The organism is Pseudomonas brassicacearum (assembly GCF_003732265.1).
Classification (GTDB): Bacteria; Pseudomonadota; Gammaproteobacteria; order Pseudomonadales; family Pseudomonadaceae; genus Aquipseudomonas; species Aquipseudomonas brassicacearum_D.
In genome coordinates this window covers 32,985-49,688 of record NZ_MOBK01000005.1, presented here as the reverse complement: position 1 = coordinate 49,688, position 16,704 = coordinate 32,985, and the positions used below count along the sequence as shown (strand labels likewise).

Annotated in this window: 15 protein-coding genes; 9 read left to right on the top strand and 6 right to left on the bottom strand. The window is 58.4% G+C overall.

Annotated features, from left to right (window positions below; genetic code table 11):
- Nucleotides 1-21: 21 nt before the first annotated feature.
- The 8 genes from BK660_RS11305 (at nucleotide 22) to BK660_RS11270 (ending at nucleotide 7,910) form a co-directional block, all read left to right on the top strand.
- Nucleotides 22-720: a PspA/IM30 family protein gene (locus BK660_RS11305; protein ID WP_123433356.1), complete on the top strand. Its 699-nt coding sequence runs from the start codon at nucleotides 22-24 to the stop codon at nucleotides 718-720.
- Between the two features lie 142 nt (nucleotides 721-862).
- The gene (locus BK660_RS11300; protein WP_123433355.1) at nucleotides 863-1,426 is read left to right on the top strand and encodes a rhomboid family intramembrane serine protease; all 564 of its coding nucleotides are present in this window, start codon (nucleotides 863-865) and stop codon (nucleotides 1,424-1,426) included.
- A 72-nt stretch (nucleotides 1,427-1,498) separates the two neighbouring features.
- On the top strand, nucleotides 1,499-2,533 hold the full coding sequence (locus BK660_RS11295) for an ion channel (RefSeq protein ID WP_123433354.1): 1,035 nt from the start codon (nucleotides 1,499-1,501) through the stop codon (nucleotides 2,531-2,533).
- Nucleotides 2,520-3,203, top strand: a complete 684-nt coding sequence (locus tag BK660_RS11290; RefSeq protein WP_123433353.1) for a DUF2491 family protein — start codon at nucleotides 2,520-2,522, stop codon at nucleotides 3,201-3,203. Before BK660_RS11295 ends, BK660_RS11290 begins: the two co-directional genes overlap by 14 nt.
- Before the next feature lie 14 nt (nucleotides 3,204-3,217).
- On the top strand, nucleotides 3,218-3,646 hold the full coding sequence (locus BK660_RS11285) for a DUF350 domain-containing protein (RefSeq protein ID WP_123433352.1): 429 nt from the start codon (nucleotides 3,218-3,220) through the stop codon (nucleotides 3,644-3,646).
- A gap of 19 nt (nucleotides 3,647-3,665) precedes the next feature.
- On the top strand, nucleotides 3,666-4,379 hold the full coding sequence (locus BK660_RS11280) for a DUF1190 domain-containing protein (RefSeq protein ID WP_123433351.1): 714 nt from the start codon (nucleotides 3,666-3,668) through the stop codon (nucleotides 4,377-4,379).
- 12 nt (nucleotides 4,380-4,391) lie between these two features.
- Nucleotides 4,392-5,549: a glutathionylspermidine synthase family protein gene (locus tag BK660_RS11275; RefSeq protein ID WP_123433350.1), complete on the top strand. Its 1,158-nt coding sequence runs from the start codon at nucleotides 4,392-4,394 to the stop codon at nucleotides 5,547-5,549.
- Nucleotides 5,550-5,705: 156 nt separating this feature from the next.
- A complete protein-coding gene (locus BK660_RS11270; RefSeq protein WP_123433349.1) occupies nucleotides 5,706-7,910 on the top strand; it encodes an OsmC domain/YcaO domain-containing protein in 2,205 nt (734 codons plus the stop codon).
- Between the two features lie 68 nt (nucleotides 7,911-7,978).
- On the opposite strand, the gene BK660_RS11265 is transcribed toward BK660_RS11270, so the two are convergent.
- Together BK660_RS11265 and BK660_RS11260 are read right to left on the bottom strand one after the other, a co-directional pair.
- Nucleotides 7,979-8,506 carry a single-stranded DNA-binding protein gene (locus BK660_RS11265; protein WP_017341065.1) on the bottom strand — a complete coding sequence of 176 codons (528 nt, stop codon included), beginning with the start codon at nucleotides 8,504-8,506 and terminating at the stop codon, nucleotides 7,979-7,981.
- A 9-nt stretch (nucleotides 8,507-8,515) separates the two neighbouring features.
- Nucleotides 8,516-9,913, bottom strand: coding sequence for an MFS transporter (locus BK660_RS11260; protein WP_059182082.1), 1,398 nt, complete (start codon nucleotides 9,911-9,913; stop codon nucleotides 8,516-8,518).
- A 191-nt stretch (nucleotides 9,914-10,104) separates the two neighbouring features.
- Here BK660_RS11260 and uvrA point away from each other — a divergent pair, with 191 nt between their 5' ends.
- Nucleotides 10,105-12,939 (top strand): excinuclease ABC subunit UvrA, encoded by a 2,835-nt coding sequence (uvrA, locus tag BK660_RS11255; RefSeq protein WP_123433348.1) that lies wholly within the window; start codon nucleotides 10,105-10,107, stop codon nucleotides 12,937-12,939.
- 65 nt (nucleotides 12,940-13,004) lie between these two features.
- Here uvrA and bfr read toward each other — a convergent pair whose 3' ends face one another.
- From bfr to BK660_RS11235, 4 genes are all read right to left on the bottom strand, one after another.
- On the bottom strand, nucleotides 13,005-13,469 hold the full coding sequence (gene bfr, locus BK660_RS11250) for a bacterioferritin (protein WP_007943775.1): 465 nt from the start codon (nucleotides 13,467-13,469) through the stop codon (nucleotides 13,005-13,007).
- A 149-nt stretch (nucleotides 13,470-13,618) separates the two neighbouring features.
- Complete coding sequence (locus tag BK660_RS11245) at nucleotides 13,619-15,073, bottom strand: catalase (protein ID WP_123433347.1); 1,455 nt, start codon at nucleotides 15,071-15,073, stop codon at nucleotides 13,619-13,621.
- Nucleotides 15,074-15,262: 189 nt separating this feature from the next.
- Nucleotides 15,263-15,649 (bottom strand): 50S ribosomal protein L17, encoded by a 387-nt coding sequence (gene rplQ / locus BK660_RS11240; protein ID WP_007918448.1) that lies wholly within the window; start codon nucleotides 15,647-15,649, stop codon nucleotides 15,263-15,265.
- A gap of 42 nt (nucleotides 15,650-15,691) precedes the next feature.
- Nucleotides 15,692-16,693 (bottom strand): DNA-directed RNA polymerase subunit alpha, encoded by a 1,002-nt coding sequence (locus BK660_RS11235; RefSeq protein ID WP_003186012.1) that lies wholly within the window; start codon nucleotides 16,691-16,693, stop codon nucleotides 15,692-15,694.
- Nucleotides 16,694-16,704 lie beyond the last annotated feature (11 nt).

Here is a 16,704-nt window from a genome sequence, read left to right as displayed (position 1 = left end):
TTATCAGGAAAGGAAGATCCAATGACTCAGTCCATCTGGAGCAAATTGTTCACCGCACTGCGCGGCGGCGCCACTGAAGTGGGCGAATCCATCGTCGACCAGCAGGCCCTGCGCATCCTCGACCAGGAAATTCGCGATGCAGACAGCGCGCTGGCCAACGCCAAGCGTGAGCTGGTCACCATCATGGCCAAGCACAAACTGTCGGCCGACCGCGTCAGCGAGTACAACGCCAAAATCAAGGACCTGGAATCCAAGGCTGTTGCCGCCCTGAACGCCGGCCGTGAAGACCTGGCGATGGAAGTCGCCGAAGCGATTTCGACCCTGACCAACGAACTGGATGTCGAGCAAAAGCAGGCCACCGAATTCGGCGGTTACGCGGAAAACATGCGTAAAGACATCACCAAGGCCGAAAACCGCATCAAGAGCCTGCGCCAGCAAGTGGACATGGCCAAGGCCCGCGAAAGCGTACAGAAAGCCCAGGTCAGTGCCTCCATCGCCAGCGGCGGCGCCAACGGCAAGCTGGAAACTGCCGTCGGCACCCTGAACCGTTTGCAGGCCAAGCAGCAGCAACGCGCCGCTGAACTGCAAGCGCAGGACGAACTGGCCGACGCCTCGACCGGTACCGACCTGGAACGCAAACTGCGTGACGCCGGCATCACGCCGAACGAAGGCAGCGCCAATGCGATCCTGGAACGTCTGAAGCAAAAATCGGCCGAGTAACCGACTCGGTAACCTGTGGGAGCGGGCTTGTTCGCGAAGGCAATCTATCAGTCGGCATTTTTGCTGACTGACACACCGCCTTCGCGAGCAAGCCCGCTCCCACAATGGATTGTGTTTCAGCTTTGTCGAGTAGAGGTCAAGGATGGATGCCCTGAAGGGTTTCAAGCTAATCGCCGGCCTGGCCATCTTCATGGTCGCGCTGCAAGTGATCAACGCGGCGACCGGCTACAGCCTTATGGCCTTCGGCCTGATCCCGCGAACCGTGCAGGGATTGCTCGGCATCGTCACTTCACCGTTTTTACACGCGTCCTTCTCGCACCTGAGTGCCAACCTCGTGGCCTTTTTGGTCTTGGGTACGCTGGTGATGGTGGAAGGGCTCAATCGCTTCATGGCCGTCAGCGCCATCATTATTCTGCTGGGCGGCTCGCTGGTCTGGCTGTTCGGTTTTGCCGGTGTACACATTGGCGCCAGCGGCTGGGTGTTCGGGCTGTGGGCGTACATTCTGGCGCGCGCCTGGTACCAGAAGAGCTGGGGCAATGTGCTCACCGCGGGCGTCGTGGCGCTGTTGTATGGCGGCCTGATCTTTGGCTTCCTGCCTCGCCGGGGCGTTTCCTTCGAAGGCCATCTGTTCGGGGCCTTCGCCGGATTTATCGCAGCCAAAGTACTGTTATCTGCACCGCGCAGCAGGTTTAATGCTGCCCGGTAAGCGCAGTTGAGCACTCAGGCGCCAACGCAATTACCTCGCAGGAATAAGTACCCCACGGAAGCCAGGGACCCCATGTCGATTTTTCTTTTATTGCGGATGTACGCCTCGTCCCTCTTCCACCGATTCGGCTGGGCGGGCCTGCTGATTGCGTTGGGCGTACACCTGAGCACAGCCTGGCTGGGCCTGGCGTTTCTGGGCGAACACCACCTCACCGCCCCCGCCACGTTCACTTACTTCTATCTCACCACCACGCTGACCGTCGGCTATGGCGATCTCGCGCCACAGACATCGGCCGGACGAATTTTTGTGGCGACCTGGATCATGCTCGGCGGCATTGCGCTGCTGACGGCGGCCATCGGCAAAACCACCAGCAGTGTTATCGATGCATGGAGAAAAGGCATGAAGGGTAAAGGCGATTTCACCGGCAAGGTCGGCCATACCGTGCTCATCGGCTGGGAAGGCGCGTCCAGCGAGCGGGTCATTGAACTGTTGCTGGCAGACGAAACCTCGAACGACAACCTGATCGTCATTTGCGATTGCACCCTCGAAGAAAACCCCATGCCGGGCAAGGCAGAATTCATCAAAGGTGAAAGCCTGTCTTCCGCTGCATTGTTGCTGCGTGCAGGCGTTCCCGGCGCCGAGCGCGTGCTGGTGCGCACCCCGTCAGACGATTTGACCCTGGCCACCGTGCTGGCGGTCAATCAACTGAAACCGGTCGGGCATGTGGTCGCACACTTCAATGAAAGTGAAATCGCCGCGCTCGCCAGCGCGTATGCACCCAGCCTGGAATGCACTTCAAGCATGGCCATCGAGATGTTGGTGCGCGCCTCCCAGGACCCCGGTTCGTCAGTGGTCATCAACGAATTGCTGTGCGTAGGTGAAGGCGCCACTCAATACCTGATGAAACTGCCCGACACCTATGAGGCGACTTTTGGCGATCTGTACGCGCAAATGAAACAGCGCCACAACGCCACCCTCATCGGCTATCGCGCCAAAGGCGCGCAGCAACCTTCAATCAACCCGCCCTGCGCCACACGCGTTCAGGGCGGCGAACTCTTTTACATTGCCTCCACTCGCCTGAAGGAGATCTCCAATGGGATGGTTTAAACAGTTGATGGGGCTTGAGGCTCCGAACACGGCAACAAACACCCCGTCGAAATGGACCGCCAACGACACCCCGCCACCCGCCACTGGCCCGCTGGGCCTGGCCTTGGGCAAAGGGGTGATGTTCGACACGACGCTGAAGTTGTTGCTCGACGGCAACTCCACGGTGACGATCCCTGGCTCCCAGCAAATCTGGAGCAATGGCACCATCGATCTCGGGCAGTCGACCTGGCTGTCGCGCTATTACATGAACGACGAAGAGTACTGGCTGCAAGTGCACACCACCGGCGATATCGCCGGCCAGGTCGAGTCGGTGATCCTGTTCAATTACCTCAGTTACATCACCATCAGCAGCGAAGCGGAACTGCGTCGGTTGGCCGGTCCGCAAAGCCTGATCGGATTGCCGACCTACATCCACAACGGTGTCGAATACACCCGCGAATGGGGCACCGAAAATGGCCAGACAGAATTGGTGGGATTGAGCGAACAGCTGAAAAATCCGGATGAGTCCTACAGCATCGAGCACCGTTCCATGTTGTACGCCCGCGAAACCGGCCTGACCGATCGCCGGGAATTCCTGCTGTTCTCCGTCGAAGAAGACGCCGAAGGTACCATCAGCTTGAGTACGTCGCTGGGCGTCTCGCTGTACACCACCGACCTGAATACTTTTTAACAAGGAAGCCGTCCATGCTAGAAGCACTCTCCATCTCCCTGAACCCGGCAGCCGTGCTCGGGTTTTTGTCGTACATCCTCGGCGCCGCCGTGCTGTTCGCGCTGTTCCAGTTCATCTACACCCGCATCACCCCGCACAAGGAATTCGAACTGATCCGTTCGGGCAACGTGGCGGCGGCGATTGCACTGGGTGGCGCGATCATTGGCTTCGCCATTCCCGCCAGCAATGTAATTGCCTATTCGATCAGCCTGCTCGACTTTGTCGTCTGGGCGGTGATTGCCGCGTTCGTGCAACTGCTGGCGTTCCTGATGACCAGCCTGGTGCTCAAAGGCACCTCGGAACGCATCAAGAAAGGTGAAATCGCGGCGGGCATTTATGTAGCGGCAGTGGCCATCAGCGTCGGCATGTTGAACGCCGCGTGCATGACCCCTTCCCAGAACTGATTGCGCAGCGGAGATCCTGATGAAACGAAGCAAGTACGTTCAGCTCTCGCTGGCCGCATCGGTCGCCATGGCGATATCCGGTTGCGGCCCAACGGAAAAAACCTACGCGGTGCAGAAGAAGTACAACTTCCAGTCCGTTCAGCAATGCGCCGATGAAAAGCTCCCGGTGGACGTCTGCTCGGACGCTTACATGACCGCCATGGCCGAACATCGCCGCATTGCGCCGGTGTACGACAACCAGGCCGACTGTGATGCCGACTTCGTCGCCGACTGGTGCCAGCAGGATTCGAACGGCAAGTTCATCCCCCGGCTCGGCGGCTTCGAGCTGAGCGCCGATGGCGAGGTGACGCAGTCCCAGGTCGACGCCGCCAAGGCGCAATTGCCGGCGTCGGAAGCCAACACCGGCGGTTCGGGCTTCTCCACCAGCAGCCTGCTGACCGGACTGTTGATCGGCAACATGCTGAGCAACAACCGCAACAGCTATTACTCGCAGCCGGTGTACCGCTACCGCGACGATCGCGGCAACTACGGCAATTCAACGCTCAGCCAGCGCGTCGCCAACGGTTCAACGTTTGGCCGCTCCAACCAGGCGCGATCCGGCAGCAGCTACAGCTCCACCATCAGCAAGTCGGCCAGCAAGCCGGTTTCTTCCGTTGCCTCGTCGACGTCGCGTGGCGGCTTCGGCAGCAAGGCCAGTGCACGCAGTGGCTGGGGCGGCGGGTCGAGCAGTTAAGGAAACCGGGCCATGAAGAAGATCCATTGCGCAGAGCGTCATGACTGGAAACAGACCGCCGAAGGTCTCGGCTTTCTGTTTCACACCATCGACGACGAACCCTACTGGGACGAGAGCGCGTATTACCAGTTCACGCTCAAGCAGATCGAAAACGATCTGGAAGACCCGACCACCGCGATCCATGAGATGTGCATGGACATGGTCGCCCGGGTGGTGCAGAACGAGGAATTGCTCGAGCGCCTGAGCATTCCCCCGGCGTTCTACGACATGATTCGCACGTCATGGCTCGAAGGCCACCCGCACCTGTATGGGCGCATGGATTTTTCCTACAACGGCACCGGGCCGGCCAAATTGCTGGAACTCAACTACGACACGCCGACCAGCCTGTATGAGGCCGCGGCGTTTCAATGGGGCTGGCTGGAGCAATGCATCGAGCGTGGTCTGCTGCCCAAGCAGGCTGACCAGTTCAACAGCATCGACACCAAACTGCATCAGGCCTTCGCCCAGTTGCAGTTGAAGCAGCCGTTCTATTTCGCCTCGATGAAACACTCGGTCGAAGACAAGGGCACCACCGACTACCTGCGTCTGGTCGCGGAAAAGGTCGGCATCGAATCACGGCACATCGACATCGAAGACATCGGCCTGACCAGTGACGGACGCTTCGTCGACCTTGAGGATCGCTGGATTCCTCACCTGTTCAAGCTGCACGCCTGGGAGTTCATCTTCCACGAGCCCTTCGGCACCGCGATTGCCCAGTGTGATACGCAGTTTTTTGAGCCCGCGTGGAAATCCATTATTTCCAACAAGGGCATCCTGCCGTTGCTGTGGGAATTCAACAAAGGTCACCCGAACCTGCTCGCAGCGCATTTGGACACGGATCCGAACAAAGCCGTGCCCAAGGGCTGGGTGCGCAAACCGTTCTTCTCTCGCGAAGGCGCCAACATCGAGTTGCAAACTGCCGAGGGTCTGATCGTGAAAGAGGACGGCCCCTACACCGATGCGCCGTTTATCCTTCAGGAATTTGCCCCGCTGCCTAAATTTGGCGACAGCTATACGCTGATCGGCTCCTGGGTGATCGGCGATCAGGCGGCCGGGATTGGCGTACGGGAAGACAACAGCTTGATCACCAAGGATTCGAGCCGCTTTTTGCCACACCTGATCCTCGACTGAGGAGCAAATCGCTCATATAACGCCCGATACCGTGTATCGGGCGTGAGGTTGAAACAGGCGTAAACCAGACTCAGGATCCGACAACGACAAGACATACGCCTGAAAAGCCGGATAATGGCGGCCAATTCGTCTAGCCCGTTATTCTGGTAATCCCCCATGGAAATCAAGGTCAACTTTCTCGACAACCTTCGGCTTGAAGCAAAGTTCGATGACTTCACCGTGGTCGCCGATCAACCTATCCGCTACAAGGGCGATGGCTCGGCACCGGGTCCGTTCGACTACTTCCTGGCTTCGTCGGCGTTGTGTGCGGCCTATTTCGTGAAGTTGTACTGCGACACTCGCAGCATTCCCACCGAAAACATCCGCCTGTCGCAGAACAACATTGTTGACCCGGAAAACCGCTACAACCAGATTTTCAAGATCCAGGTCGAGTTGCCGGCGGACATTTCCGACAAGGACCGCCAGGGCATCCTGCGCTCCATCGACCGTTGCACCGTGAAAAAAGTGGTGCAGGCCGGTCCTGAGTTTGTGATCGAAGAAGTCGACAACCTCGACGCCGATGCCCAGGCGTTGTTGATGCCGGCCTCCAGTTCCGAGGCGCACACCTATATCGCGGGCAAGGATCTGCCGCTGGAGCAGACCATCGCCAACATGTCGGCCATTCTGGCGGACCTGGGCATGAAGATTGAAATCGCTTCGTGGCGCAATATCGTGCCCAACGTGTGGTCGCTGCACATCCGCGATGCGCACTCGCCGATGTGTTTCACCAATGGCAAAGGCGCCACCAAAGAAAGCGCGTTGGCGTCGGCGCTGGGCGAGTTTATCGAGCGCCTGAACTGCAACTTCTTCTACAACGACCAGTTCTGGGGCGAAGACATCGCCAACGCGCCGTTTGTGCATTACCCGGACGAGCGCTGGTTCAAGCCTGGCCGTAAAGATGAACTGCCGGCCGAAATCCTCGACGCGTACTGCCTGAAGATTTACAACCGCGACGGCGAACTGCGCGGTTCCCACCTGATCGACACCAACTCGGGCAATGAAGAACGCGGCATCTGCTCGCTGCCGTACGTGCGCCAGTCCGACGGCGAGGTGGTGTATTTCCCGTCCAACCTGATTGAAAACCTGTTCCTGAGCAACGGCATGAGCGCCGGTAACACGCTGGCCGAAGCCCAGGTTCAGTGCCTGTCGGAGATCTTCGAGCGCGCGGTCAAACGCGAAATCATCGAAGGCGAATTTGCCCTGCCGGATGTCCCGGCCGACGTGCTGGCGAAGTACCCCGGCATACTCGCCGGTATTCAGGCACTGGAAGAGCAAGGGTTCCCGGTGCTGGTGAAGGATGCGTCCCTGGGCGGTGAATTCCCGGTGATGTGCGTCACGCTGATGAACCCGCGCACCGGCGGTGTGTTCGCCTCATTCGGCGCACACCCGAGCCTGGAAGTGGCGCTGGAACGCAGCCTCACCGAATTGTTGCAGGGCCGCAGTTTCGAAGGCCTCAACGACCTGCCGCAACCGACGTTTGAAGGGCATGCTGTGACCGAGCCGAATAACTTCGTCGAGCACTTCATCGACTCCAGCGGCGTGGTGTCGTGGCGCTTCTTCAGCTCCAGGTCGGATTACGAATTCGTCGAGTGGGACTTCTCCGGCCAGGGTGAAAACTCGAATGCCGAGGAAGCCGCGACCTTGTTCGGCATCCTCAAAGGCATGGGAAAAGAAGTGTACATGGCGGTCTACGAGCATATCGGCGCCACGGCATGCCGCATCCTCGTACCGGACTATTCGGAAATCTATCCGGCGGACGATCTGATCTGGGATAACACCAACAAGGCGCTGTTCTTCCGCGCAGATATCCTCAACCTGCATCGTCTGGACGAAGAAGAACTGCGATCGCTGGTTGAGCGTCTGGTGGAAAGTGAGCTGGACGACTACACCGACATCACCTCCTTGATCGGCATCGAGTTCGACGACAACACGGCGTGGGGCCAGCTGACGATCCTGGAGCTGAAGCTGCTGATCTATCTCGCCTTGCAGCAATATGAAGAGGCAAAAGAGGCGGTAGAAATGTTCCTGCAGTACAACGACAACACGGTTGAGCGTGGTTTGTTCTACCAGGCGGTCAATGTGGTGCTGGAGATGAAGCTGGACGAAGACCTGGAACTGGAAGACTACGAGGCCAATTTCCGCCGGATGTTTGGCAACGAACGCACCGACGCCGCCATCGGCTCGGTAGACGGCAGCGTGCGCTTCCATGGCTTGACGCCGACCAGCATGAAACTGGAGGGGCTCGACCGGCACCTGCGGTTGATCGACAGCTACAAGAAACTGCACTCGGCACGGGCCAACGTCACCGCTTCATCCCGTTAATAACGCCCACAAAAAAAGCGAAGCCTGATGGCTTCGCTTTTTTTTGTTACTGACTGGATCGCCGCTTTTTAGAACGGGATATCGTCGTCAAAGCTGTCGAAATCCGGAGCTGGCTGAGGCGCGGCCTGCTGCTGTGGAGCCGGACGCGACTGTTGCGGTGCCGACGACTGCTGCGGACGCGGAGCCTGCTGGCGTGGAGCCGGAGCGGACTGCTGGTAGTTGTTGCCCCCGCCTTGTTGGTCGCCCTGTTGTGGACGGCCGCCCAGCAGTTGCATGGTGCCTTGCATGTCGACCACGATTTCAGTGGTGTAACGCTTGATACCGTCTTTTTCCCACTCGCGGGTCTGCAGCTTGCCTTCGATGTACACCTGCGAACCTTTGCGCAGGTATTCGCCGGCGATTTCCGCAACCTTGCCGAACATCGACACACGGTGCCATTCGGTCTTCTCGACCTTCTGACCGGTTTGCTTGTCGGTCCATTGTTCGCTGGTCGCCAGACTCAGGTTGGTCACGGCGTTACCGTTAGGCAAGTAGCGAACTTCGGGATCCTGGCCGCAAGTGCCGACCAATATGACTTTGTTAACCCCACGGGCCATAACGTTCTCCTAGGCTACGCACGCTGCCTCGGGCGGGTTGTTCACCAGGCGCTCGAGGGTGGTGCGATCCAATAGTTCTGTGTCCAATTTGATGTAAATCGCCGCTTCGTCTGCGACGATCACTGCATCTGTTACCCCTACGACGGCCTTCAGGCGCTCAACCAGACCCGCTTCGCGGATCGCCTCGGGCGATAGCGGCAAGCGCAGACTCGTCACGTAGGGAGGTTCGCGCATGGTAACAGCAAAGGCCAGCCAAAGTGCAGCCAGGCCTGCGCATCCCAGGAACACAACCGACAGACCGCCATGCTGGAACATCCAGCCGCCGAGAATACCGCCGAGCGCCGAACCGAGGAACTGGCTGGTGGAATAAACCCCCATTGCCGTGCCCTTGCCGCCTGCTGGTGAAACCTTGCTGATCAGCGAAGGCAACGAGGCTTCCAGCAGATTGAACGCGGTGAAAAACACCACCGTCCCGATCACCAGAGCCCGCAAGCTATCGCCGAACTGCCAGAAGAATAGCTCAGTGAGCATCAGCGTCAGCACCGCGCCCAATAAAACTCGTTTCATTTTGCGTTTCTTCTCGCCGTAGATAATGAACGGGATCATGGCGAAGAAGGAGATCAGCAGCGCGGTGAGGTAGACCCACCAGTGCTGTTCTTTAGGCAGGCCGGCTTTTTCAACCAGCGCCAGGGGCAAGGCGACGAAGCTCGACATCAACATCGCGTGCAACACAAAAATGCCGAGGTCCAGGCGCAGCAGGTCCGGATGCTTGAGCGTCGGGATCAGCGCCTGACGCGCGACACCGGACTCGCGGTGCTGCAACGGCCCGGTGGATTTCGGCACCATGAACATCACGATCACGATACCGAACAGCGCCATGCCGCCGGTGGCAAGGAACAATCCGGACAGGCCGAAGGCACGGGTCAGCAACGGTCCTACGACCATGGCGACAGCGAACGACAGACCGATCGTCATGCCGATCATGGCCATGGCTTTGGTCCGATGCTGCTCGCGGGTCAGGTCTGACAGCAAGGCCATGACGGCGGCGGAAATCGCCCCGGCGCCCTGCAGGATTCGTCCGGCGATAACGCCCCAGATCGAATCGGCATTGGCCGCCAGCACGCTGCCGAGCGCGAAGACGATCAGCCCCAGGTAAATTACCGGACGACGACCGATGCGGTCGGAAATGAAACCGAAAGGAATCTGGAAGATCGCCTGGGTCAGGCCGTAAGCGCCGATCGCCAGCCCGATGAGGGCCGGTGTCGCGCCTGCCAGATCCATCCCATAGGTCGCCAGAACCGGCAACACCATGAACATGCCAAGCATACGGAAGGCGAACACCAGGGCCAGACCGCTTGCTGCGCGGGTCTCGCTGCCACTCATGCGTTCGCTGTGGGGATCGTGCATGGAAAAACCTCATGTGAACCGGCGGCGATTCTACCAGTCCCATCGATTGACAGGGTATATCGCGACGCTTTGACGCGCTCCGCTGACAGACTCTTCATGTAAGACATCAACCCGCTCGTTTGATAGTGTGCATCCATCCAGTATTTGGCCGTATACTCCTACGTTTTCGACGCCCGCCAAGCGAGGCCACTTTGGACAAGATCCTGATTCGTGGGGCCCGGACCCACAACCTGAAGAACATCGACCTGACCCTGCCACGGGACAAGCTGATCGTCATCACCGGCCTGTCCGGGTCGGGCAAATCGTCCCTGGCATTCGACACGCTGTACGCCGAAGGCCAGCGTCGCTACGTCGAATCGCTGTCGGCCTATGCCCGGCAGTTTCTGTCGATGATGGAAAAACCTGACGTCGACACCATCGAAGGTTTGTCGCCAGCCATTTCCATCGAACAGAAGTCGACTTCGCACAACCCGCGTTCGACGGTCGGCACCATCACCGAAATCTACGATTACCTGCGCCTGCTCTATGCACGTGTGGGTATTCCGCGCTGCCCGGATCACGACATTCCGCTGGAAGCACAGACCGTCAGCCAGATGGTCGACCTGGTCCTTGCCCAACCGGAAGGCAGCAAACTGATGCTGCTGGCGCCGGTGATCCGCGAGCGTAAAGGCGAACATCTGTCGGTGTTTGAAGAGTTGCGCGCACAAGGTTTTGTGCGGGCCCGGGTCAATGGCCGGCTCTGCGAGCTGGACGAGTTGCCGAAACTGGATAAACAGAAGAAGCACTCGATCGATGTTGTGGTCGACCGTTTCAAGGTTCGCGCCGATCTGCAACAGCGTCTGGCCGAATCGTTCGAGACCGCGCTGAAGCTGGCGGACGGCATTGCATTAGTTGCGCCGATGGACGACGAGCCGGGAGAAGAGATGATCTTCTCCGCCCGCTTCGCCTGCCCGATCTGCGGCCATGCCATCAGCGAGCTGGAACCCAAGCTGTTCTCCTTCAACAACCCGGCCGGCGCCTGCCCGACCTGCGATGGCCTGGGCGTGAAGCAGTTTTTCGACATCAAGCGCCTGGTCAATGGCGAGCTGACACTGGCCGAAGGCGCGATTCGCGGCTGGGACCGGCGCAACGTCTATTACTTCCAGATGCTCGGGTCGTTGGCGTCTCACTACAAATTCAGCCTGGAAGTGCCGTTCAACGAACTGCCGGCCGATCAGCAGAAGTTCATCCTGCACGGCAGCGGCTCGCAGAACGTCGATTTCAAATACCTGAACGACCGTGGCGACATCGTCAAACGCTCGCACCCGTTCGAAGGCATCGTGCCGAACCTTGAACGCCGCTACCGCGAAACCGAATCCGCTTCGGTGCGTGAAGAGCTGGCCAAGTTCCTCAGCACCCAGCCTTGCCCGGATTGCCGTGGCACCCGCCTGCGTCGTGAGGCGCGGCATGTCTGGGTGGGCGAGAAAACCCTGCCAGCCGTGACCAATCTGCCGATTGGCGACGCCTGTGAATACTTCGGTGTGTTGAAGCTGACGGGCCGTCGTGGCGAGATCGCCGACAAGATTCTCAAGGAAATCCGCGAGCGCCTGCAGTTCCTGGTCAACGTGGGGCTCGATTACCTGTCGCTGGATCGCAGTGCCGACACCCTGTCCGGCGGTGAAGCGCAGCGGATTCGTCTGGCCAGCCAGATTGGCGCCGGTCTTGTGGGCGTACTGTACATCCTCGACGAACCGTCGATTGGTCTGCACCAACGGGACAATGACCGACTGCTGGGCACGCTCAAGCACCTGCGCGACATCGGCAATACGGTGATAGTGGTCGAGCACGACGAAGACGCGATTCGTCTGGCGGACTACGTGGTGGATATCGGCCCGGGTGCCGGCGTACACGGTGGGCATATCGTCGCCGAAGGCACACCGGCCGAGGTCATGGCTCACCCTGACTCGTTGACCGGCAAGTACTTGTCGGGTCGGGTGAAGATCGCCGTTCCGGCCAAGCGCACACCGCGTAACAAGAAGCTGTCGTTGTCCCTCAAGGGCGCTCGCGGCAACAACTTGCGCAACGTCGACCTGGACATCCCGATCGGCCTGCTGACCTGCGTGACCGGTGTGTCCGGTTCCGGCAAGTCGACGCTGATCAACAACACGCTGTTCCCCTTGAGCGCTACGGCTCTCAACGGCGCCACGACGCTTGAAGCTGCGGCACACGACAGCATCAAGGGCCTGGAGCATCTGGACAAGGTCGTCGACATCGACCAAAGCCCGATTGGCCGGACGCCGCGCTCGAACCCTGCCACCTACACGGGGCTGTTCACACCGATTCGCGAACTGTTCGCCGGCGTGCCGGAATCTCGCTCACGGGGTTATGGCCCGGGACGTTTCTCCTTTAACGTAAAGGGCGGACGTTGCGAGGCCTGCCAGGGCGACGGGTTGATCAAGGTGGAAATGCACTTCCTGCCCGACATCTACGTTCCGTGCGACGTCTGCAAGAGCAAGCGCTACAACCGCGAAACTCTTGAGATCAAGTACAAGGGCAAGAGCATCCATGAAACCCTCGAGATGACCATCGAGGAAGCCCGGGTATTCTTCGACGCGGTGCCGGCGCTGGCACGCAAGCTTCAAACGTTGATGGATGTGGGCTTGTCGTACATCAAGCTGGGGCAATCGGCGACCACGCTGTCCGGTGGCGAGGCGCAACGGGTGAAACTGTCCCGCGAACTGTCCAAGCGCGATACCGGCAAGACCCTGTACATCCTCGACGAGCCAACGACTGGCCTGCACTTCGCGGATATTCAGCAACTGCTTGATGTATTGCATCGACTTCGCGACCACGGCAACACGGTGGTGGTAATCGAACACAACCTGGACGTGATCAAGACCGCGGACTGGTTGGTGGACCTTGGACCAGAGGGCGGCTCCAAGGGCGGGCAGATCATTGCCGTCGGCACACCGGAAGAAGTGTCGGAGATGAAGCAGTCTCATACCGGCTTCTACCTCAAGCCACTGTTGGCACGCGACAAGGCCTGAATCACGGCCATGAAAAAGCCCCTGTCACTTTGTCGGTGACAGGGGCTTTTTTGTATCCGGTGCAATCAGGCGTGAGATTGCAGGTAGTTCTCGAGACCGATCAACTTGATCAGACCCATCTGCTTTTCAAGCCAGTAGGTGTGGTCTTCTTCGGTGTCATGCAATTGAACCCGCAACATTTCACGGCTGACATAGTCCTTGTGCTGCTCGCAGAGCTTGATGCCCTTGCAGAGCGCGGCGCGGACTTTGTATTCCAGTCGCAGGTCAGCGGCGAGCATGTCCGGCACGGTGGTGCCGACATCAAGGTCGTCCGGACGCATGCGCGGCGTGCCTTCGAGCATCAGAATTCGGCGCATCAAGGCATCAGCGTGCCCGGCTTCTTCTTCCATCTCGTGGTTGATACGTTCGTAGAGCTTGGTAAAACCCCAGTCCTCATACATCCGCGAATGGACGAAATATTGATCACGCGCGGCCAGTTCGCCGGTCAGCAACGTGTTGAGGTAATCGATTACGTCTGGGTGGCCTTGCATCGCCCTACATCTCCCTGCTTGAAAGTCTGTAGTTTGAACCACGAAGACTGATTGGTCACTCCGCTTGCGCGATAAAAGCGAAGATATTCTGAGAAAAGTGGTTTAAATAACGCAAAAACCGCCCAATCGAGGGCGGTTCTGCTTCTCATTTAGACTTCGTTAAGCTGTACGTTGAGCAGCATTGCGATTGCTTCTCCATACGCCGGATCGGCTTTGTAGAAATGCTGCAATTGACGATCAACCACATCGCTGGAAACCCCGGCCATTGCGCCGGCAATGTTGTTGACCAGCAGCGCTTTCTGCTCGTCGCTCATCAAACGGAACAACGCACCGGCGTGGCTGTAGTAGTCGGTGTCTTCGCGGTGATCGTAACGATCAGCTGCACCGCTCAGTGCCAAGGGCGGCTCCGCATAGCGAGGTGCTTGCTTCGGCGCCTCAACGTAGCTGTTCGGCTCATAGTTGGGGGCCGCACCGCCATTACTGCCAAATGCCATCGAACCATCACGCTGGTAGCTGTTCACCGGGCTGCGAGGCGCATTCACCGGCAATTGCTGGTGATTGGTGCCGATGCGGTAGCGGTGAGCATCCGCGTAAGCGAATACGCGACCTTGCAGCATGCGGTCAGGCGAGAGACCGACACCTGGCACCATGTTGCTCGGACCGAACGCCGCTTGCTCGACTTCAGCAAAGTAATTCAGCGGATTGCGGTTGAGCTCCAGTTCGCCGACTTCGATCAGGGGAAACTCTTTCTGCGACCAGGTTTTGGTCACATCGAACGGATTCTCGTAGTGCGCCGCCGCTTGAGCCTCGGTCATGATTTGTACGCACACGCGCCATTTCGGGAAGTCACCACGCTCGATAGCGCCGAACAGATCACGCTGGGCGTAATCCGGATCGGTACCCGCCAGACGTGCTGCTTCTGCCGGGGCGAGGTTTTTGATTCCTTGCTTGGTTTTGTAGTGCCATTTCACCCAGTGCCGCTCGCCACTGGCGTTAATCAGGCTGTAGGTGTGGCTGCCAAAGCCGTGCATGTGACGGTAGCCGTCAGGAATGCCGCGATCCGAGAACAGGATAGTGACCTGGTGCAGCGCCTCGGGCGAATGCGACCAGAAGTCCCACATCATCTGCGCACTTTTCAGGTTGCTTTGCGGCAGGCGTTTTTGCGTGTGGATGAAGTCCGGGAATTTCAAAGGATCGCGAATGAAGAACACAGGCGTGTTGTTGCCGACGATGTCCCAGTTACCTTCTTCGGTGTAGAACTTCAGGGCAAAACCACGTGGATCGCGCTCGGTATCAGCCGAACCACGCTCACCGCCGACGGTGGAGAACCGTAGGAAAGTCGGGGTTTGCTTGCCGACGGACTCAAACAGCTTGGCACTGGTGTATTCGGTGATGTCACGCGTAACGGTGAACGTACCGTAAGCACCCGAACCTTTGGCGTGTACACGGCGCTCCGGAATGTTTTCGCGGTTAAAGTGGGCAAGCTTCTCGATCAGGTGAAAGTCGTCGAGCAGCAGCGGGCCACGAGGGCCGGCGGAACGGGAATTCTGGTTATCGGCGACAGGAGCGCCACTGGCGGTGGTAAGCGTTTTATTTTGGCTCATGCGATCTTTTCCTTTGTCAGTCTATAACTGCCGGCTAATCGGCTGAGAAGGAGTATTGATCAGCAACGTTACACCTACAAATTCATTAACCTTTCAGCATCGATAGAAAATAACTAACGGTCGCAGCACTTTTCGAGCGCTCACAAAAAACCGGGCACTAGGCCCGGTTTTTCGTTTCAGACTGACGTCTTACTCGGCGGATACAGCTTCGCCGGCAGTAGCACGATCAACCAACTCGACGTACGCCATAGGCGCGTTGTCGCCAGTGCGGAAGCCGCACTTGAGGATGCGCAGGTAGCCACCCTCACGGGTAGCGTAACGCTTGCCCAGGTCGTTGAAGAGCTTACCAACGATAGCTTTCGAACGAGTACGGTCGAAAGCTAGGCGGCGGTTAGCCAGGCTGTCTGTCTTGGCCAAAGTGATCAGCGGCTCAGCAACGCGACGCAGTTCTTTAGCTTTCGGCAGTGTAGTTTTGATCAGCTCGTGCTCGAACAGCGACACTGCCATGTTTTGAAACATGGCCTTGCGGTGCGAGCTAGTGCGGCTCAGGTGACGACCACTTTTACGATGACGCATGGTTCATTCCTTACCAAACACGACGTTCGGTGATTACGACGATCAGGCAGTCGCCTTGTCGTCCTTCTTAAGACTTGCAGGCGGCCAGTTGTCGAGGCGCATGCCGAGGGACAGACCGCGGGAGGCCAGAACGTCCTTGATTTCAGTCAAGGATTTCTTGCCAAGGTTCGGAGTCTTCAACAGCTCTACTTCGGTACGCTGAATCAGGTCACCGATGTAGTAGATGTTTTCCGCCTTAAGGCAGTTAGCCGAACGTACAGTCAGTTCCAGATCGTCAACCGGGCGAAGCAGGATCGGATCGATCTCGTCTTCCTGCTCGACAACCACTGGCTCACTGTCACCTTTGAGATCGACGAACGCAGCCAACTGCTGTTGCAGAATGGTTGCAGCGCGGCGGATAGCCTCTTCAGGATCCAGGGTACCGTTGGTTTCCAGATCAATAACCAGCTTGTCCAGGTTAGTACGCTGCTCGACACGGGCGTTTTCCACCACGTATGCGATACGGCGAACCGGGCTGAACGAAGAGTCAAGCTGCAAGCGACCGATGCTGCGGCTTTCGTCTTCATCGCTCTGACGCGAGTCTGCCGGTTCATAACCACGACCACGAGCTACGGTGAGCTTCATGTTCAGGGCGCCGTTAGACGCCAGGTTAGCGATTACGTGATCGGGGTTAACGATCTCGACATCATGATCCAGCTGAATATCGGCAGCGGTAACCACCCCCGAACCCTTCTTCGACAAGGTCAGCGTAACTTCGTCACGACCGTGCAGCTTGATAGCCAGACCTTTAAGGTTCAACAGGATTTCAATTACGTCTTCCTGTACGCCTTCGATGGCGCTGTACTCATGGAGTACACCGTCAATCTCGGCCTCGACTACTGCACAGCCGGGCATTGAGGACAACAGGATGCGGCGCAGCGCGTTGCCCAGGGTGTGGCCGAAACCACGCTCGAGAGGCTCGAGAGTGATCTTGGCGCGGGTTGGACTGACAACCTGCACATCAATGTGGCGGGGTGTCAGGAACTCATTTACCGAAATCTGCATGGATGCACCTA